The organism is Tissierellales bacterium, from assembly GCA_025210965.1.
Lineage (GTDB): Bacteria > Bacillota > Clostridia > Tissierellales > JAOAQY01 > JAOAQY01.
The window spans coordinates 32,598-50,919 of the sequence record JAOAQY010000158.1; the positions used below are offsets into that span (position 1 = coordinate 32,598).

General features: G+C 32.1%; 23 protein-coding genes and 1 tRNA gene. 20 read left to right on the forward strand and 4 right to left on the reverse strand.

Annotated features, from left to right (window positions below; all coding sequences use genetic code 11):
* Position 1: 1 nt before the first annotated feature.
* The 9 genes from N4A40_10995 to N4A40_11035 all read left to right on the forward strand — a co-directional run bounded on the left by N4A40_10995 (position 2) and on the right by N4A40_11035 (position 5,374).
* The gene (locus N4A40_10995; GenBank protein MCT4662379.1) at positions 2-532 is read left to right on the forward strand and encodes a DUF5698 domain-containing protein; all 531 of its coding nucleotides are present in this window, start codon (positions 2-4) and stop codon (positions 530-532) included.
* A gap of 14 nt (positions 533-546) precedes the next feature.
* On the forward strand, positions 547-1,263 hold the full coding sequence (gene rph, locus N4A40_11000) for a ribonuclease PH (protein MCT4662380.1): 717 nt from the start codon (positions 547-549) through the stop codon (positions 1,261-1,263).
* A gap of 12 nt (positions 1,264-1,275) precedes the next feature.
* On the forward strand, positions 1,276-1,884 hold the full coding sequence (gene rdgB, locus N4A40_11005) for an RdgB/HAM1 family non-canonical purine NTP pyrophosphatase (GenBank protein ID MCT4662381.1): 609 nt from the start codon (positions 1,276-1,278) through the stop codon (positions 1,882-1,884).
* Entirely contained in the window at positions 1,881-2,357 is a 477-nt protein-coding gene (locus N4A40_11010; GenBank protein MCT4662382.1) for a metallophosphoesterase, read from the forward strand. The genes rdgB and N4A40_11010 overlap by 4 nt, the downstream gene beginning before the upstream one ends.
* A 126-nt stretch (positions 2,358-2,483) precedes the next feature.
* Positions 2,484-2,560, forward strand: a tRNA-Arg gene (locus N4A40_11015).
* Between the two features lie 301 nt (positions 2,561-2,861).
* Positions 2,862-3,779 carry an ABC transporter ATP-binding protein gene (locus N4A40_11020; protein ID MCT4662383.1) on the forward strand — a complete coding sequence of 306 codons (918 nt, stop codon included), beginning with the start codon at positions 2,862-2,864 and terminating at the stop codon, positions 3,777-3,779.
* Positions 3,766-4,545 (forward strand): ABC transporter permease, encoded by a 780-nt coding sequence (locus tag N4A40_11025; GenBank protein MCT4662384.1) that lies wholly within the window; start codon positions 3,766-3,768, stop codon positions 4,543-4,545. Before N4A40_11020 ends, N4A40_11025 begins: the two co-directional genes overlap by 14 nt.
* A gap of 192 nt (positions 4,546-4,737) precedes the next feature.
* Positions 4,738-5,001 carry a hypothetical protein gene (locus N4A40_11030; GenBank protein ID MCT4662385.1) on the forward strand — a complete coding sequence of 88 codons (264 nt, stop codon included), beginning with the start codon at positions 4,738-4,740 and terminating at the stop codon, positions 4,999-5,001.
* A gap of 43 nt (positions 5,002-5,044) precedes the next feature.
* Entirely contained in the window at positions 5,045-5,374 is a 330-nt protein-coding gene (locus tag N4A40_11035; protein MCT4662386.1) for a hypothetical protein, read from the forward strand.
* Positions 5,375-5,433: 59 nt separating this feature from the next.
* Here N4A40_11035 and N4A40_11040 read toward each other — a convergent pair whose 3' ends face one another.
* Genes N4A40_11040 through yedE form a run of 3 tightly spaced genes read right to left on the reverse strand, consistent with a single transcriptional unit; the run spans position 5,434 to position 6,943 of the window.
* Entirely contained in the window at positions 5,434-5,661 is a 228-nt protein-coding gene (locus tag N4A40_11040; GenBank protein MCT4662387.1) for a DUF3343 domain-containing protein, read from the reverse strand.
* Positions 5,661-5,867 carry a sulfurtransferase TusA family protein gene (locus N4A40_11045; protein ID MCT4662388.1) on the reverse strand — a complete coding sequence of 69 codons (207 nt, stop codon included), beginning with the start codon at positions 5,865-5,867 and terminating at the stop codon, positions 5,661-5,663. Before N4A40_11045 ends, N4A40_11040 begins: the two co-directional genes overlap by 1 nt.
* A 14-nt stretch (positions 5,868-5,881) precedes the next feature.
* Positions 5,882-6,943 carry a YedE family putative selenium transporter gene (yedE, locus tag N4A40_11050; protein MCT4662389.1) on the reverse strand — a complete coding sequence of 354 codons (1,062 nt, stop codon included), beginning with the start codon at positions 6,941-6,943 and terminating at the stop codon, positions 5,882-5,884.
* A 167-nt stretch (positions 6,944-7,110) separates the two neighbouring features.
* On the opposite strand from yedE, the gene N4A40_11055 reads away from it, so the two are divergent.
* From N4A40_11055 to N4A40_11070, 4 genes are all read left to right on the forward strand, one after another.
* A complete protein-coding gene (locus N4A40_11055) occupies positions 7,111-8,265 on the forward strand; it encodes an aminotransferase class V-fold PLP-dependent enzyme (protein MCT4662390.1) in 1,155 nt (384 codons plus the stop codon).
* A 97-nt stretch (positions 8,266-8,362) separates the two neighbouring features.
* Positions 8,363-8,917, forward strand: a complete 555-nt coding sequence (gene yfcE, locus N4A40_11060; protein ID MCT4662391.1) for a phosphodiesterase — start codon at positions 8,363-8,365, stop codon at positions 8,915-8,917.
* Positions 8,904-9,539, forward strand: coding sequence for a metallophosphoesterase (locus N4A40_11065; GenBank protein ID MCT4662392.1), 636 nt, complete (start codon positions 8,904-8,906; stop codon positions 9,537-9,539). The genes yfcE and N4A40_11065 overlap by 14 nt, the downstream gene beginning before the upstream one ends.
* A gap of 10 nt (positions 9,540-9,549) precedes the next feature.
* Positions 9,550-10,566 carry a hypothetical protein gene (locus tag N4A40_11070; protein MCT4662393.1) on the forward strand — a complete coding sequence of 339 codons (1,017 nt, stop codon included), beginning with the start codon at positions 9,550-9,552 and terminating at the stop codon, positions 10,564-10,566.
* A 17-nt stretch (positions 10,567-10,583) separates the two neighbouring features.
* Here N4A40_11070 and N4A40_11075 read toward each other — a convergent pair whose 3' ends face one another.
* Positions 10,584-11,069 carry a hypothetical protein gene (locus N4A40_11075; protein ID MCT4662394.1) on the reverse strand — a complete coding sequence of 162 codons (486 nt, stop codon included), beginning with the start codon at positions 11,067-11,069 and terminating at the stop codon, positions 10,584-10,586.
* Between the two features lie 40 nt (positions 11,070-11,109).
* On the opposite strand from N4A40_11075, the gene N4A40_11080 reads away from it, so the two are divergent.
* The 7 genes from N4A40_11080 to N4A40_11110 form a co-directional block, all read left to right on the forward strand.
* A complete protein-coding gene (locus N4A40_11080; protein MCT4662395.1) occupies positions 11,110-12,711 on the forward strand; it encodes a GGDEF domain-containing protein in 1,602 nt (533 codons plus the stop codon).
* 15 nt (positions 12,712-12,726) lie between these two features.
* Positions 12,727-14,766, forward strand: coding sequence for an HPr family phosphocarrier protein (locus N4A40_11085; GenBank protein ID MCT4662396.1), 2,040 nt, complete (start codon positions 12,727-12,729; stop codon positions 14,764-14,766).
* Positions 14,767-14,913: 147 nt separating this feature from the next.
* Positions 14,914-15,906, forward strand: a complete 993-nt coding sequence (gene dhaK, locus N4A40_11090; protein MCT4662397.1) for a dihydroxyacetone kinase subunit DhaK — start codon at positions 14,914-14,916, stop codon at positions 15,904-15,906.
* 29 nt (positions 15,907-15,935) lie between these two features.
* Entirely contained in the window at positions 15,936-16,562 is a 627-nt protein-coding gene (dhaL, locus tag N4A40_11095; GenBank protein MCT4662398.1) for a dihydroxyacetone kinase subunit DhaL, read from the forward strand.
* 119 nt (positions 16,563-16,681) lie between these two features.
* Positions 16,682-17,074 (forward strand): dihydroxyacetone kinase phosphoryl donor subunit DhaM, encoded by a 393-nt coding sequence (gene dhaM, locus N4A40_11100; GenBank protein ID MCT4662399.1) that lies wholly within the window; start codon positions 16,682-16,684, stop codon positions 17,072-17,074.
* Positions 17,075-17,265: 191 nt separating this feature from the next.
* A complete protein-coding gene (locus N4A40_11105; GenBank protein ID MCT4662400.1) occupies positions 17,266-17,949 on the forward strand; it encodes a DUF554 domain-containing protein in 684 nt (227 codons plus the stop codon).
* Between the two features lie 98 nt (positions 17,950-18,047).
* Positions 18,048-18,322: hypothetical protein (locus N4A40_11110; protein ID MCT4662401.1), on the forward strand; the 275-nt coding region annotated here is incomplete at its 3' end.

Sequence of the window (18,322 nt, forward strand, 5' to 3'; positions counted from 1 at the left end):
AATGGAATGGATGTTAGGGTACTTATTTATTTTTACAGCTAGAATGACAGACGTTTCTATGGCTACTATCAGAATGCTAATGGTAGTGCAGGGAAGAAAATTACAGGCAGCTTTAATTGGTTTTTTTGAGATAATTATTTATGTTGTAGCTTTGAATCAAGTTTTTAATGATTTTAATGATCCATTTAAATTATTAGCTTATGGTTTAGGATTTGCTATGGGAAATTATGTAGGCTGTGTGATTGAGGACAAAATTGCATTGGGAAATTTGTCTGCTGAGCTTATATTGCATCACGATAGTGACTTGGCAATAGTAGAAATACTTAGAGACAATGGCTTTGGAGTTACTGTGATTTCGGCTATGGGTAAATTAGGAGATAAAAAAATATTAAAAGTTACATTGAAGAGAAAAAATCTTGCTTTATTGCACAAGGCTATAGAAGAAAGTGGAGTAAATGTTTTTGTAACCATAAGTGACGTTAGGCATATAAAAGGTGGATACTTTGCAAGTCAAGCGATAAAGAAAAAATAGAATGGAGAAATGAAATGACTAGAGTAGATAAAAGAGAATTAAATCAAAAAAGAGAAGTAAAAATTACAAGAAATTATATAAAGCACCCAGATGGTTCTGTCCTAATTGAGATGGGAGATACAAAAGTTATATGTACAGCTATGGTTGAAGAAAAAGTACCTCCATTTTTAAAGGGAGAAGGAACTGGTTGGGTAACAGCAGAATATTCTATGTTACCAGGATCTACTCTAACACGAAAGAGAAGATCAATAGGTAAAGTAGATGGAAGAAGTCAAGAAATACAAAGATTAATAGGTAGAGCACTTAGATCGGTAGTAGATTTTGAAAAATTAGGTGAGAGAACTATATGGATTGATTGTGATGTAATCCAAGCAGATGGTGGTACGAGAACGGCTTCTATTACAGGTAGTTTTATAGCGATGGTTGAAGCTATGAGAAAATTAGTTGAAAATGGATTAATAGAGGAATTGCCAGTAAGTAGCTATCTAGCGGCTATAAGTGTAGGTATAGTAGATGAAAAAGCTATGCTAGATTTATGCTATGTTGAAGATTCATCGGCTAAGGTAGATATGAATGTTATAATGTCAGAAGGCGGAAAGATAGTTGAAATACAGGGAACAGGTGAGGAAAGTCCTTTTACGCAGGATGAATTAATGTCATTATTGACACTTGCTAACAAAGGTATTGCAGAATTGATAGAGATGCAAAGAGAAGTTTTGGGAGACTTATAAGGAGGTAGAGTTTTGAAAAAACTTATATTATCTAGTGGGAATGCTCACAAAGTACAAGAAATAAGATCAATATTGGAAGAATTTGATTTAGAAGTTGTTTCAAAAAATGAGATGGGATTATCTAATTTTGAAGTAGAAGAAGATGGAGATACCCTTGAGTACAATGCTTTAAAAAAAGCTAGAGAATTGTCAAAATTAGTTGAGGGAATAGTTATTGCTGATGATACAGGTTTGTTTGTTGATGCGCTAAAGGGTGCACCAGGAGTTTATTCAGCTAGGTATGCAGGAGAAGACTGTGATTATAAAGCTAATAATAAAAAGCTTATAGAAGAACTAAAAGGAGTTCAAGAAGCGGAAAGAACTGCTAGATTTAGAACTGTTATGGCGGTGATTTTCGAAGATGGAGAGGAAGCTATAATAGAGGGTGTGTGCGAAGGTAAAATTTTAACTGAGGCAGTTGGAGAAGCTGGATTCGGTTACGACCCATTGTTTCAGCCTATAGGATATGATTCTACATTTGCAGAACTTGGAGCTGAAATTAAAAATAAGATTAGTCATCGTGCCAAAGCTTTGGTAAATATGAAAGAATATTTAAAAACACATTTGGAGCAAATTAAATGAAACTAGCGGTGGTAAGTGATACTCATGGAAAAGTGGATTTGATTGTAAATGCTATTAAAGCAGAAGCTAAAGTTGGAAAGATAATTCATTTGGGTGATTGTACTCAGGATGTTAGAGCTATTGAAGAAGAGACTGATATTGAAGTTATATCGGTTCGTGGAAATTGCGATATGTTAGATGTTGAAACGCCGCTAGAACGTTTTTTTGAGATAGAGGGCGTTAGAATTTTAGCTGTTCATGGACATAAATACAATGTAAAATATGGGCATGAAAGAATATACTACAGAGCACTTGAATTGGGTGCTAATATAGTATTGTATGGGCATAGCCATGTCGTATCTATTGAGAGAGCTAGAGGAATTTATCTAATAAATCCAGGGAGTCCTACACTTCCTAGGAGTAGTTATGGAAAGTCATATATTATATTGGAAATAGATGACGGACAAATCAATACAGAGATACGGAAATTATGATATTAGATGAGAAGATGAAATTGCTTGATTCTTCTCATTTATTTGAGTAAATGAGAAGAACTAGCTTGACTTTGATAATCGAGTTTGCTAGAATATATAGTTGTAATGAGTGATAATTGAATATAGGCACTATTAGCTCAATTGGATAGAGTAGCTGGCTTCGAACCAGTTGGTTGGGGGTTCGAGTCCCTCATGGTGCACCACAAAACAGATTTCGGTCTGTTTTTTTTGTGCCAAAAATCGAATTATTAATAAAAAGATTTGTAAAATTATCTACTTATTACAATTACAAAATATGTAAAAAAATATTTGATTTTATAATATAATAATTATACAATAAAAATGCACAATAGATAAAAAAACACACATAGAATGATGCTGTGGCTGAAGACATATTTGACATGTGGCAGAAAAAACTTGTATTTTGCTTTAATTTAACGAAAATTTGTTGTGTTTTATAAAAAAGAATTTTAGCCTAGGAGGTTAATAGAAAAGGAGGATATTATGCTCGAAATTATTAATGCTTCAAAGTGGTATAAGGAAAAGGGAACCTTGCTAAAGGCTAATGATTCTATTAGCTTAAAAATCGAACGAAACGATGTAGTTGGCTTTCTTGGACCTAATGGAGCGGGAAAAACAACTCTGGTAAAATCAATTTGTAGATTAATTGAATTAGATGAAGGTGAAATATTATTGCAAGGTGAGAATATAAGTGAAAAACCAATAATTGCAAATAATAAGATTGGTGTACAATTAGAAGGTTCGCGAAATCTATATAACTTTTTAACTGTAAGAGAGAATTTGAAATATTTTAGCTTGTTAAATAATAGTAATCCTACAGAATTTAATGCAAAACTAGAAGAGTATTGTGAGTTCTTTGGGATTTTGAATAAGCTAGATACTTCGGTGAATAAATTATCAAGAGGGATGAATCAAAAAGTTTCTATAATAAATATATTGCTGAAAGATCCTGAAATAATTATTTTAGATGAACCAACCTTAGGATTAGATATTACTTCAAAAATTAAAATGATTGAACTTTTGAAAAAATTTAACAAAGTTTATAAAAAGACAGTGATAATGTGTTCACACGATATAGGTGTAGTCGAAGCTCTTTGCAATAAAGTTGCAGTATTTAATAATGGTCAATTGCTAAAGTATGAGGAAATTTCGGAGATAAAGTATAACAGAAATACCGAAAAGATTCGAGCTCTAATTCGAATTGATGATATGGATGTTGAGTTAATAAATAATCCCGATATAACAGTAGTTTCAGTAGATAGGCCAATAATGGAAGTTTTATGTAATAATTCTAGCAGTTTATTCAAAGAATTTAACGAAGCTAATATTTTAGAATTTTCTAAAATAGATTTGGATTTAAATGAGTATATTAAGGATGTGATTAATTGTGAAGATAAATAAGTTGGTAAAAGCTGAAATAATTATGTTCGCTGGAGAAATCAAGTCATATTCTTTAAATTATATTTTCTATAATTTAGGGTTATTGTTGATTTTTATTGGTATATTTTATTCTGTGAATTTTGATGGAAATGTAAACTCACTTGCTCTTTTATATGGATTAATATCATGGCAGCTTTGCAATTCTGCATTATCGTATGTAACAGGAGTTATTGAGGATGAAGCTGTTATGGGGACGCTAGAGCAGATATTTATGACAAGAACAAAAGGCGTTTCTGTATTTATTGTAAAAATATTTATTGCATTTGTATTTAATCTTGTAAAATCAATAGTACTATTTATAATTTGTGCTCTGATATTCGATGTATGGGATGTGATATATTCTGCTGGAAGTGGTAATTTTTTAATTGTTTTAATAACAAGCTTTGTAGTGTTGTCTTTTGGAATGCTTGGATTATCTTTTGGTGGTCTATCATTATTTAAAAAGAAAGTTCAACCATTCTTAAATATGGTATCGTATGTTTTATTGTTTTTTTCCGGAATAACTAGTTCGTTAGATGAAATGCCAACGTGGATAATGACTGTAAGTAAATTACTACCACTTACATGGCTACAGGAATTAATCAGATCAATATTGCTGGGAAGATCGATAATTAGCCAGCTAGCAATAGTGATGGCTTTAAGTATTTTATATAGTGTTTTAGGATACGCTACATTTAAGTATTTCTTAAACAAAGCAAGAAGAGAGGGAAAGTTGGGTCATTATTAATTGTTGAGAAAAGACGATTTGATTTGGGAATTTGCTGCGATAAGCTTATGATTGTGAATAGATATTAGTGAATATATGGAAATGTTAATAAAAAGACCTAGTATTATTAATAATACTATATAGATGCATAGTTTTTTTTTCGAAGGGTAATTTAAATCTAGTGAGTTAATTATAGGTGAAGGGGGCGTTTTTATGCGATCTTCTGATGCAGAAAAACGACTAGAAATTATTAATCGTCTTGCGATGATTCTGATTTTTGCAAGTATGCTCATTTCTTATTGGAGCAAAAACAGATTGCCCTGGTGTTTTTCAATATACTTATTGTTCATAGTAAATTTAATTAATTTTACGGATTCTTGTTTGATAAAAAGTAGAGAAAAAATAGTATTTAATGGAATATTACAACTCCTTTTGGTTTTTATTATATATGAACTTGCTAGATATGATATGATATAGATAAAAATATAACAATCTAGTTTGAAAAGGAGTGATTTTTATAGTGATTATTTGGGTTACGATAGGAATAGCGTTGTGCTGTATAGTGTTTGGTATAGCTATTGTGAAATCATGGTTTAAAGGGATTAGAGTATTGAGTTTATATGAAATAGAGGATATTGAAGGGTATAGAAAATATCTTGGTAGAGCATTTATAACTACAGGTATATGGCTATTAGTATGTGTAGTAACAAAAATGTTTATTACTAATTTGGATTTAATAAAAGTGGGTTTGTTGACAGTTTTAGCAGTTTTATTTGAGTATAAAATAAAAGCTGGTAAATTCATGGCTTTTGATAGTGAAACTGGAATGATAAAAAAGAGAACGCGCTGAAATAAAAAAAGATTATAGGCTAAAGATATTTAGCTTATAATCTTTTATCATTTCAAATATTATTCAGCTTCAAATATTAAATCTTCATCGGCAGAATAAATTTTTTCAATTTCGTCGTTGATGATATCTTCGATACAGCCATCGAAGAGTATTTTAGCACCAATTCCACAGTTTGAACTTAATTTTCTAGGCACTGGCATTAATTCGCATTTTATTTGATTTTTTTTCATATTTCTATCAAATTTTATTGCACCAGAATGAGTGAAAAAAATAATAGTGTAGTACATTATTTACTGGCCTTTAGCAATATATTTTCATTTTCAGCATCAAATGAAACTGAATAACCACTGTGTTCTAAAAAACGTTGAACATTAGATTTTGCAGTGTTATTATCAACTAATATTTCTACTGAACTTGGTTTTGAAGCTATTGCTTTTTTAGTCATTAATACTGGTTGAGGGCATGCCATGCCGCAAGTATCTATTCTATTCATTTAAAAAACCTCCTCTAAGAATCATTTCTTCCAAATGCATTAGAATTTATATATGAAAGTAATAAAAGAATTATAAAACAAATAGCAACTGCAATTTGGCCATTGAAAGTAGGCCCTTTTGGGCTAGATGCCAAACCAAAATTATGGCAAATACCAGCACCTATAAACAAACCTGCAACAGTTATTGCTGAATCTGAATTACCTTCACCTGCTAATATTAGCTGTCTAAGAGGACAACCACCTAATAGAACTGAGGCCCAACCAACAACCGCCATTCCTAAGAAGTTCCAAAGTGCATCTGAGTGAGCTACAGGCTGTGAATCAAATCCTAGATTGAAAAATCCGAAAGCAATATTGCCAATCATAGCAACAACTATTACTGATAAGAATCCAAGTAACAAATAATTGTCTTTAAACATTATCATGTCACGAGTTCCTCCAACCATACATAATCTAGATTTTTGAGATAGAAAACCTACAATTAATCCACAAACTAATGCAATCCATATTGGTGCGGCTAATGCTCCAGGTCCTTTACTACTAAATATAAATAAACTTGGAACCATTAAAAATACTGCAAATAGAAATAAGTTGAAAATAGGGAAAGCGTATCCTTCTAATTTAGGTTGTTTATAATTTCTTTTTAGAGTAAATCCTTTTTCAAGAACTTTAACTCCAACTAATATACCGGCTATAAAACCAAATAATCCTATAATAGCATTTAAATCTCCGCCAGCGATTCTTAGAACCATTCTAAGAGGACAACCTAAGAACATTAATGCTCCAATCATTACTAAAGCTCCTAAAATCAATCTTGTAAATGGAGAAGAGCCACCTTTCGAGCTGAATTCACCACTAATTTTAGATGCGATAAAAGCCCCTAAAACTAAACCTATTATTTCCGGTCTGAGATATTGAACTACAGCTGCACGGTGAAAACCGGTTGCACCAGCGATATCTCTAATGAAACAAGCGATGCAGAAACCCATGTTAGCGGGATTTCCAAATTTAACTAGCAGAACAGCAATTAAGCCAACTATGCTACCTGTTAATATGATACCTTTTTTGTTATGCATATTATGACCTCCTTAATTATTTAATAAAAATTACATACCATGAATATTCTAGCAATATAATACAGATTTGCCCAATAGAAAAAAATGATTTGAAATAGTTACAAATTAATTTAATTAATAAGTATTGGATTGAAAAATGGATTATAATGTATTAGGAGGTGTATCAATTGGATAGAATTTATTTGGATAATGGAGCTACATCTTTTCCCAAAGCACCTGGCGTTGGAGAAAGCATGGCAAATTACATAAATATGGTAGGATCAAGTATTAATAGGGGGGCATATGACTCAGCATATGAAGCCGAAAATATTGTTTTTGAAACTAGAGAATTAGTAGCCGATCTATTTGGAGATGAAAATCCTGAGAATGTTGTATTTACAAAAAATATAACGGAAGCTATGAACCTTATATTGAAAGGATTACTTGAAAATGGTGATGAGGTTGTTGTTTCTTCAGTAGAGCACAATGCTGTAATGCGTCCGCTTAGAAGATTAGAAGCAGATGAAGATGTAAAAATAAAAATTTGCAAATGTGATAATGAAGGAAATTTGGATTTAGAATATCTCGAAGAGATAATGTCTGAGAATATTAAAGCAGTTATAATGACACATGCATCAAATGTTTCAGGAACGATATTACCACTAAAGGAAGTAGGGGAAATATGCAAAAAGTATGGAGTTTATTTTATAGTGGATTGCGCACAGACGGCAGGACTTCTAAACATAGATAGGAAAGAATTAAATGCTAGTGCTATAGCATTTACGGGTCATAAGTCATTATTAGGACCACAGGGAATTGGAGGATGCCTGCTTGATAAAGGCTTTGCTGAGATAGTAAAACCATTTATAGAAGGCGGTACAGGGAGTTTTTCAGAGGAGGAAATTCAGCCAAGTTATATGCCGGATAAATTCGAATCAGGCACGCCAAATATTCCTGGAATTTATGGATTGAATGTAGCTCTTAAGTATATAAATGAACGTGGTATTGAAAATATGTATGAACATGAAATGAAATTAATGGATGTGTTTTTGAAAGAGCTAATTAAAATTAATGAGATAAAAGTGATTGGAAGATCTGATTTAAAAAATAGAATGGCAGTGTGTTCGGTAGATTTTTTCAACCAAGATAATGGTGAAATAGCATATTTACTTAGTAAAGAGTATGGAATAAGTACGAGATGCGGTTTGCATTGTGCACCTTCAGCACATAAAACACTTAATACATTTCCGAATGGAACAGTGAGATTTAGTATTGGTCATGCCAATACATTAGAAGAAATAGAAAAAGCAATTGAGGCTATAAAGACACTTTCAAGTCAATGATTTTAAATAGCAGTGGAAACACTGCTATTTGTTTGCAATAAAATGGATTGTCGAATTTTTGAAAATAATATACAATAAATCTATGGAGGGGATTAGTATGAAATTATTATTTTTATCAGACATACATGGTTCTGCATATTATATGAGTGAAATGATGCAAGCTATAAAACGTGAAAAACCAGATCAGATAGTATTATTAGGCGATGCGCTTTATCATGGCCCTAGGAATCCACTACCAAAAGACTATGATCCAAAACAGGTTGTTGAAATGCTAAATAGCTTGAAGAATAAAATCATAGCGGTTCGAGGCAATTGTGATAGTGAAGTAGATCAAATGCTTATAGAGTATCCGATGCTAGCAGATTACGGAGTATTATATATAGAAGGTAAAAGGTGTTTTATATCTCATGGACATTTATTTAATGGTGGGGAAGCTTTGAATTTTCAAAAAGGAGATATCTATATTCAAGGTCATACCCATATTCCTAAACTTGAATGGAGAGAAGGTATACTGAAACTAAATCCTGGTTCTGTAAGTTTACCAAAGCAAAACACAGAGCATAGCTATGCAATTATAGAAAAAGCAAAGTTTATATTGAAAAATTTAGATGGAAGAGTAATTGAATCTATAGGTTTAGATGATGAACAGTGATAAAATAGCAAGTAGATTAAAGAAATATTTGTATCAGTGGTTAGGGAAAATAGAGATACCTAAAGAACTTTTAGATCGCAAATATCCAATAGTTGTACACATTACTGATACTCCAACTGCAATTTATGGTGAGATAGATTATCTTCTAAAAAAATTAAGACCGGAATATATTATTCATACAGGTGATTTAGTTGATAATATAAAATTAGAACTCAGTCCTAAAAAGATTGATTTGTACGAAAAATTTGTAAAGAAAATGATGTCAATAATCAGCAAAACTGTAGGACACAGAGCATGGGCTTGCATGGGAAACCATGATTGTAAAGACGTTATAATGGATTTTGATAATGTTATTATTAGTGATAATTTATCGGAAATTGAGATTAATGGTGTGAAATTTTGTATATCTCACTATGGTATGGAAACGAGAGAGTGCCATGCCGACTTTCATTTGTTTGGACATGATATGATGATTGAATCAAATGTTTATCATGGTGAATGCTATTTAAATGGATTAGAGAGTATAAACATAATAAATCTAGAGACGCGAGAAGTGTTGAAACTTGATTATCCAAAAGGAACAGATGATTATAGATTAAATAAATACAAAATAGGGATTTAGGGGGATTAATATGTTATCTTTAGTTAGAAGTGGACCTAAAATATTGATATTGGAGAGTCCTCGGCTTGTAGAGCTTGAAAAAATACTGGGAGAACTGTGCGGAGATAAAATAGTAGAGCATGCAAAGCCTAGAGAATTTGTTGAATGTGCAGATGAAAATATGACTATACTTTATATAGTATCTGAGATGCGAGATTTACTTGATTTAAACGATTTTGTTGATATGTATGTTATAGATGAAGAGCCTCTTCTAATACTAGAAAAACTTTACGAAGAGAAGGCAAGAAAAGCGATAAAACAGGTTAGACTTGGGCCTAGACTATTGATTATGAAAACAATAGGAGAAATAGATCAAATAGTAAAAGCTGTTGCTGTTGATTATGATGGAAGTGTAGAAGCAACAAGTCAGATTTTACAGGAACATAAAGGTGGAACTGTGGTTTTATTTACTAAAGAGACTATAAATAAGTCATTAGAATTTCATGCTATACACAAAGATGCAGTTTATATTAATCGTTATTTTTCGGAGGTAATAAGGCATTTAAGCAAACATGTTTACAAGTATATAAATGCAGGTTTGGACTATAAGGATTGGAATGCATTGACGATTAAAATATATGATAGTTATGAACATTACGACCTACACTATGATCGTCTAGTTTATGTTATCGAGAAATTAGGATTGGGACTTATAATAGGTGAAACTTGGGGAACAGATGCAGCAACAGTTTTTTGGAGCGTTGGCGTTTATAAAGTTAAGTTAATGACATATTATTCAGTTGATACAATAAAAAAGATATTGGTTGGTTTAGAGTATTTAGATGATGGAAAGAGAATAGTCGATTATGATCTTTTTCAAAAGAGAAAGAAAATTCATTGGGATGATATTCGTGGAAATAGAAGAATTGGAAAGAAAGAATTGGGGATAGAACTGAGAGAAGCAATAAAAGAGAAACTTACAAATGAAGAGCTCAAAGAGCTTAAAACGATGGAGAATACTATAATTGAAAGAACGAAAAATAGCTAACATTTGTTAGCTATTTTTTAATCTATAGGTATATTATTGGGGAAATCTGAACGTTCATAGGCTTTTTCTAGAAGTGATATTTTGTTGACTATATAACGAACGTGTTCGCCTTTACCAATTAAGCCGATTTCGTCGTAAGCGTTCATTGAAATCGTTACCTTCGGTTCTGATAAGGCTATTATTTCTACTTCTAAAGTTATTGTCTGTCCAAGCGTTGTAGGAGCTATGTGTTCTATGTTGAAACTTTTTCCTACAGATATGAAACCGTCAGGAAGAGAGCTATCAATGAGCTTTGATGCAGCTTCAATAGTTAGAGCTACTAATTTAGGTGAAGCAAAAAGATTTTCAAGTTGTCCGCTACCATAATTTAATGCAGTATCTTCTTTCTTTACAGATAGTTGAACGATTTTTTTATCTCCGAGTTTAAGATTTGAAAACATATAATCACCCTTTCGAAAAGTTTGTATTATATATATACCCTTAGAAATGTATTTGAGAAACAAAATCTGATATAATAATAGATAATAAATGGAGGTGGTACCTGTGAGTAAGGCTCAGAGACGCGTACGTATTATTCACTTTTTTGAGATTTTCCTAGGATTAGGGATATTGTTTGGAGGTATACTGTTTTGGCTATACTCTACTGAGCATCAAGCATCGAAAGAAGCATTTCATAAGGATGTTGAAACTTATTTGGAAAGAATCAGTGATTCTGTAGAACAGGACTTAGAGGATATTTATGGCGATAGTTTATTTTTGAGAAATTATATAGAAAAATTTAATATAGGAAAACGATTTAATAGCGAAGAAAAGTTGCTTGTAGAAAATCTTTTTATTGAGTTTGCCAGGGCTCGTGGAGATTATAATCAAATAAGATTTTTGTCTTTAGCAGGTGATGAAGTTATAAGAGTTAATAAATCTGATTTAGAAGTTGAGAGCGTTTCTGAATCTGAACTTCAAAATAAAAGCAAGCGATACTACTTTGAAGAAAGTGTAAAACTAGATAGAAATCAAATTTATGTATCTCCGATGGATTTGAATATTGAAAATGGTTTGATAGAAATTCCGTACAAACCTATGATTAGAATCGGTACTGCAGTTTATGGAGAAGATGAAAATAGAATAGGAGTTATAGTAAATAATTTTTGCGGTCAGCAATTATTAAATAGAATACAAAACTATTATTCAAAAACTCTTGATGTTGAGCTTGAACTCGAATTACTAAATGAACAAGGTTATTATTTGAAGACAGTCGAAGCAGAAAACGAATGGGGATTTATGTTTGGCAATGAATATAGCGAAAATAACTTAAAGCTTGAAAATGAAGTTTTGTGGGATAAAATATTGAATCACAAAAAATACAAGGAAATACTGGATGAAGAGCAGTACTATGTTCGAAAAATTGAACTAGACAGGAGTAAAAATCCAAATTATAGTGTAGTATCAGATTATAAAAATTGGATACTAATGGCGCGGGTGCCACATGGTGTTATTGACAGTAAGATGGATTATATAAAAAGACGATATATGTCATTTTTTATATTTACTATGATTACCATAGCTGGAATTGCTTTTTTGATAAGTTATTATAGCTCAAAAAAAATAGAATATAATGAAAAGCTTAATAAATTAGCATATACAGACAAATTAACTGGACTTGATAACAGATTCTTATTTATGAAATCATTAAAACAATATTTAAATAGGTTAGTAAGATATGAAGAGGATGGTGCTCTGTTTTTCCTTGATTTAGATGGATTTAAATATATAAATGATACCTATGGGCATGAAGCAGGGGATATATTACTTACAAGAGTTGCTGGAAGATTTAGAGGATTGATGAGAGAATCAGATTTTATAGGTAGAATCGGTGGAGATGAATTTACAATACTAGCGGTTAATGTTCAATCAAAAGAAGAAATTTCTAAAATAGGACAGAGGATATTAGAAGAAATTAGAAGACCATATATAATAAACGGTCAAAAAATGGAAATAGGTATTAGTATAGGTATAGCAAGACTTCCACAGGATGGACTAGAACAGGAAATTGTTTTAAAAAAAGCTGATGAAGCAATGTATTATGTGAAGAGTAGTACTAAAAACGATTATTGTTTTTATGAGGATATGGAACATACCGAAATGTAGTGAAAAGAGGTATAGATGGAAAAAAGAAAGTTTACAATAGGATTAGAAAGAGGTGTTCATGCAAGGACAGCGGCTATGATTACGGGAGAAGCTAGTAGAATTGATCGTAAATGTCAGACAAAGTTATATATAGAAAAATCAGAAGTTAAAGTACCTTTGACTAGTATGTTAGCGGTAACAGCTCTTGATATAAAACATAATGATGAAGTTAGCATATATGCATCTGGACGAGATGAAATTACAGCTATAGATCAGATGGAAGCACTTCTTAAAGGTAGCATTGTGATTTCAGATGAAGAAGCAGAGTGGTTAGATAGAGTGCTAGATGAAAATGCTATTGCAAGTGATAAAATATTAGAAGCACTTTATAATGCCGTTTTTTACCTAAATAGAGACCAAGTAATAGTTTTAGTTAATTCAGCAGCAGAAAAGCTGACGGGATTTAAAGATAGAGAATTAATCGGAAGGGCTCCATATGATATTTGGGGAGAAAATGAATTATCAGAAGTACTGATGAGTGAAGAGCCAATAAAGGAAAAAAGGATAAAAATAGGAGATCATATAGGTCTTATAGATTTTTCAAATGTATATTCTGAAGAAAATCATCTAATTGGGAAACTGGGAATATTTAAAGATATTACAAAAATAGAAGCACTCCGTACCGAACTTGAATTTACGGCAGATATAAAAGATAGATTTGGCAGTATATTAAACCATATATCAGATGGTATTTGTTTCGTGAATAGAGAGGGTGATGTATTATATGTCAATCCTTCTTATGAAAAAATATGGAAGGTAAATAAAACTGAAGTTATCGACAAGAATATTAAAACTTTATTGCCTAATAGTCCAAGTGTCAAGGTGTTAAGTACACAGAAAAAAGTATTTGATTTAGTAATACATCAAAAGGATGGAAGGAAAATATTATCTAGTGCCACGCCCGTAAGGATAAATGAAGATTTTGTGGGAGTGCTATCTAGCTATAAAGAAGTTACTGAATTTGAACACATAAGAAATCTACTTGAACAAACAGAAAAACAGTTGGAGTATTTGAAAACAGAGTTAAATGAAAAAAATACTATAGATTCAGCATTTAAGGGTATAATTGGAGATAGTCAGAGTTTAAAAGACTGTCTAAAGATAGCATCAAAAGTTTCTAAAACGAAAGCATCTATAATGATACTAGGCGAGAGTGGTACTGGTAAAGAGCTTATAGCTAGAGCGATTCATGATATGAGCCCTAGATCGAAATCAAGGATGGTTAAGGTCAACTGCGGAGCAATTCCAGAGAATCTACTTGAGAGTGAGTTGTTTGGTTATGAGAAGGGTTCTTTTACTGGAGCGAATCAATTGAAGAAAGGAAAATTTGAGTTAGCTGATGGAGGAACGTTATTTTTAGATGAAATTGGAGAAATTCCATTGAATTTACAAGTGAAACTATTGCGTGTATTGCAAGAAGGAGAAATAGATAGAATTGGTGGAAATTTTCCTATTAAGATAGATGTACGAATTATTGCAGCAACTAATAGAGATTTGGAAGAAATGGTTCGACAAGAATTATTTAGAGAGGATTTGTATTATAGATTAAATGTAATACCTATAGAAGTGCCATCTCTTCGTGAACGTAAAGAAGATTTGCTATTATTAGTTGAATTTTTCTTGAAAAAAATAGCTGAGAGTGAAAATATGGAATACAAGAAAATCAGCGTAGAAGCATTAGAGTGTTTTGAAAATTATGAATGGCCAGGAAATATTAGAGAACTTGAAAATGTTTTGACAAGAGCTGTGATGCTTTCTGATGATTATTTAATAAAACCTAAATATCTTCCAAAGCATATTTCTATGATGAGAGAAAAATTGGATTATGGATTAGTTAATCTTAAACAAGGGAAATTAGCTAAAATGGAAGAATACGATAAGGCGATTATAAAAATGGCATTAGAGTTACACAAAAGTTTTAATAAAGCTGGTAAAGCTTTAGGATTGACACATAGAACTATTTCTCTTAAAGCAAAAAAATACGGCTTACTTGATTCTGATAAAAAATACCAATAGGTTGATAAAATTTATCAGAATTAAATTGGGAAGTGAGTAAAAAAGGCTTTGTTTTTTGGCATAATAATTGCAAATAGTAATAAGTAACTGATAAATGAAATTGAAGTAGATTTAATTTACTTTGATATATTAAAGGGGGATTTTTTTATGAAAAAATTAATTAATCAAACTGAGCAAGTTGTAAACGAAATGTTAGATGGAGTAGTAAAAGCGCATCCAAACTATGTTAGAAGATTAGAAGGTTTTAATGTTTTGGTTAGAAAAGAATCACCTATAAAAGGAAAAGTAGCTCTTGTCAGTGGCGGTGGAAGTGGACATGAACCAGCACATGGAGGCTATGTAGGTCTTGGAATGCTAGATGGAGCAGTTGCGGGAGAAGTATTTACTTCACCAACTCCAGACCAAGTCTTCGAAGCTGTAAAAGCAGTTGACAGTGGAGAAGGGGTATTGTTAGTTATAAAAAACTATTCTGGAGATGTAATGAACTTTGAAATGGCAGCGGAAATGGCAGAAATGGAAGATATAAAAGTAGAAAAGGTTATAGTTAATGATGATGTAGCTGTTGAAAATAGTACGTATACAACTGGAAGACGTGGAATCGCGGGAACACTATTTGTACACAAAATAGCAGGTGCAGCAGCAGAGGCTGGAAAAGATTTAGCTGAAGTTAAAAGAGTAGCGGAAAAGGTTATAGCAAATGTAAGAACTATGGGTATGTCACTTACACCTTGTATAGTTCCAGCGGCAGGTAAACCAGGATTTGAACTTCCTGAGGATGAATTTGAAATGGGTCTTGGGATCCACGGAGAGCCAGGAACTCATAGAGAAAAAATGAAATCAGCAAAAGAGATAGTAAATGACTTGCTAGCAAAAATTTTGGAAGATATAAAGATTGAAGAAGGGGAAGATGTAGCAATTATGGTTAATGGTTTAGGCGGAACACCACTTATGGAGTTATATGTTATGAATAATGATGTTCATGTTTTGCTAGAAGAAAAAGGTCTAAATATTTATAAAACTATAATAGGGAATATGATGACATCTCTCGAAATGCAAGGAGCTTCAGTTACAGTTCTAAAATTAGATGAGGAATTAAAAGGTTATTTGGATGCAAAAGCAGATACACCAGCTTGGAAATAAATTGATACATTGAAAATTAGGAGGCTATCATGAATAGAGATTTATTGTTAGAAACGATTGAAAAAATAGCGGATACTATTATAGAGAACAAAGAAATGCTAAATGATTTGGATAGAGCAATTGGAGATGCAGATCATGGCATAAATATGGCTAGAGGGTTTAATGAAGTAAAAGCTAAGATAGACACAGTGAGAGAAAAAGATTGTGGCGATATCTTGAAAATGGTAGCTATGACTTTGATATCAACGGTTGGAGGAGCTTCTGGTCCACTTTATGGGACGGCTTTTATGAAGGCAGCTGCAGTAGCAAAGGGAAAGATGGAATTGGAGAAACAAGACTTTGTGGATATATACAATCAAGCTATCGAGGGAATAAAGATGAGAGGAAAGTCCGATAAAGGTTGTAAGACTATGTTAGATGCATTGATTCCAGCACAAGAGGCATTTTATGAATCAATTGAAAAAGGGCAGGATTTGTCAGAAGCGTCTAAATTAGCAGAGATAGCAGCTGAAAAAGGAGTAGAATATACTAAAGAGATAATAGCTACAAAAGGGCGTGCTAGTTATCTTGGTGAACGAAGCATAGGGCATCAAGATCCTGGGGCTACATCGAGTTATCTGATTCTTAAAGTAATAGCGGAAGTTTTAGCTAAATAGCCTGTGGCTAAATAGCTTTTAGTTAGATATCTTTCAGCTAAATAAGTTAGGAATTTGGATAAGTAAAATGGACTTATAGTCCGATGGTGACGATTAACAGCTAGATAATGGAGGATAATATGGTAGGAATTGTTTTGGTATCACATAGTGTAAAGATAGTAGAAGGAACGATAGAGCTTTGCCAACAAATGGCGCAGAGTGAAATTAAACTAATAAATGCAGGAGGAACAGCGGATGGAAGAATAGGAACTGATACAACTAAAATAATGAGTGCTATAGAAGATGCAAATACAGGAGACGGTGTGGTATTAATTGCCGATATTGGAAGCTCTGTTATGAGTACTCAGATGGCACTTGAATTCTTAGATGAAGAGATTCGAGAGAAAATTATTTTAGCTGATACACCTTTTGTAGAAGGGAGTATCGCAGCTGTTGTAGAAGCTTCACTAGGTCATGATTTGAAAAAGGTAGTTAAAGCGGCAGAACAAGCAAAAAATTATTCTAAAAAGTAAAGTTAGCCTATATATATTATGATTTTTGAAGACACGTTATTTGCTAGATTAGAAGATCTATTTAGATTTTCAATCTATGTAGATTAGCGTGTTTTTTTGTTGGAAAATATAGATTTTGGAATAATTATATTTGATTTTTAGTTGGGTATATAATAGAATAGTGTCACATTGTGAATTTAGGAGGTAAAGCTATGTTAGGCACGATAATAAATGCTATTGCAATAATAGTTGGAAGTTTAATAGGAATATTCATGAGAAAAGGTATTTCGGATAGGTACAAAAAGATAATAATGCAGGGGATTCCACTGTGTATTATTATTATTGGAATTAGCAATGCTTTAAAAAGTAATGACCTCATGGTCATGATATTATCTGTTGTTATAGGATCAATAATTGGAGAGACATTGAATATAGAACTGAGGCTTGAGCATCTAGGCGAATATTTAAAATCTAAATTTAAAAATTCAAATGGAAATTTTACGGAAGGTTTTATAACATCATCTTTAATTTATTGTGTAGGGGCCATGGCAATAATGGGAGCAATTGAAAGCGGTCTTACTGGAAGATACGATACATTGATGGCAAAATCTATATTGGATGGAATATCGTCAGTAATATTTGCGTCGACTTTTGGTATAGGTGTTATGTTTTCAGCTGGATCAGTACTAGTGTATCAAGGGGCGATTACTTTATTTGCGAGCAGTTTGTCTAAATTAATTAGTGAAGTCATGGTTACAGAGTTATCAGCGGTTGGAGGAGTGCTTATAATAGGCTTAGCATTCAATGTATTGGGAGTTACTGAGGAAAAAATAAAAGTTGGAAATATGCTGCCAGCTATATTTTTACCAGTAATCTATTATGCAATAATTGGTTAAATTTTGTTAAAATGTAGTGTGAAAATAAATAATGGGTATAGAAATGATAGGTTAAACCTATCATTTTTTATTATATAAATTTACAGGAGGGGTTTTTTATGGGAAAGGCTTATGATGCAAAAAGACTTATAAACACTATAGTTATTAATGAGGAAAAGACGAATGAGCTGTATCAAAGCTTAGCACATCAAATGAAAGATGCTAAAGCTAAGGCGTTGTTTGAAAAATTAGCAAAAGACGAAGCTAGGCACAAAATGATTTATTCTAAGTTATTAGAAAATTTGCCAAATGATGGCATGGTAAATCTTAGTGAAGAGGAAGCGTTGTATACAGATACATTGATAGAGGCTAATGTATTTACAAATGATAAGGT

Excerpts from the sequence above, each read along its gene's own strand:
- N4A40_10995 (MCT4662379.1), top strand. The coding sequence starts at position 2 with ATGGAATGGATGTTAGGGTACTTATTTATTTTTACAGCTAGAATGACA.
- rph (MCT4662380.1), top strand. The coding sequence starts at position 547 with ATGACTAGAGTAGATAAAAGAGAATTAAATCAAAAAAGAGAAGTAAAA.
- N4A40_11010 (MCT4662382.1), top strand. The coding sequence starts at position 1,881 with ATGAAACTAGCGGTGGTAAGTGATACTCATGGAAAAGTGGATTTGATT.
- N4A40_11020 (MCT4662383.1), top strand. The coding sequence starts at position 2,862 with ATGCTCGAAATTATTAATGCTTCAAAGTGGTATAAGGAAAAGGGAACC.
- N4A40_11030 (MCT4662385.1), top strand. The coding sequence starts at position 4,738 with ATGCGATCTTCTGATGCAGAAAAACGACTAGAAATTATTAATCGTCTT.
- N4A40_11040 (MCT4662387.1), bottom strand. The coding sequence starts at position 5,661 with ATGTACTACACTATTATTTTTTTCACTCATTCTGGTGCAATAAAATTT.
- N4A40_11045 (MCT4662388.1), bottom strand. The coding sequence starts at position 5,867 with ATGAATAGAATAGATACTTGCGGCATGGCATGCCCTCAACCAGTATTA.
- yedE (MCT4662389.1), bottom strand. The coding sequence starts at position 6,943 with ATGCATAACAAAAAAGGTATCATATTAACAGGTAGCATAGTTGGCTTA.
- yfcE (MCT4662391.1), top strand. The coding sequence starts at position 8,363 with ATGAAATTATTATTTTTATCAGACATACATGGTTCTGCATATTATATG.
- N4A40_11065 (MCT4662392.1), top strand. The coding sequence starts at position 8,904 with ATGATGAACAGTGATAAAATAGCAAGTAGATTAAAGAAATATTTGTAT.
- N4A40_11070 (MCT4662393.1), top strand. The coding sequence starts at position 9,550 with ATGTTATCTTTAGTTAGAAGTGGACCTAAAATATTGATATTGGAGAGT.
- N4A40_11085 (MCT4662396.1), top strand. The coding sequence starts at position 12,727 with ATGGAAAAAAGAAAGTTTACAATAGGATTAGAAAGAGGTGTTCATGCA.
- dhaK (MCT4662397.1), top strand. The coding sequence starts at position 14,914 with ATGAAAAAATTAATTAATCAAACTGAGCAAGTTGTAAACGAAATGTTA.
- dhaL (MCT4662398.1), top strand. The coding sequence starts at position 15,936 with ATGAATAGAGATTTATTGTTAGAAACGATTGAAAAAATAGCGGATACT.
- dhaM (MCT4662399.1), top strand. The coding sequence starts at position 16,682 with ATGGTAGGAATTGTTTTGGTATCACATAGTGTAAAGATAGTAGAAGGA.
- N4A40_11105 (MCT4662400.1), top strand. The coding sequence starts at position 17,266 with ATGTTAGGCACGATAATAAATGCTATTGCAATAATAGTTGGAAGTTTA.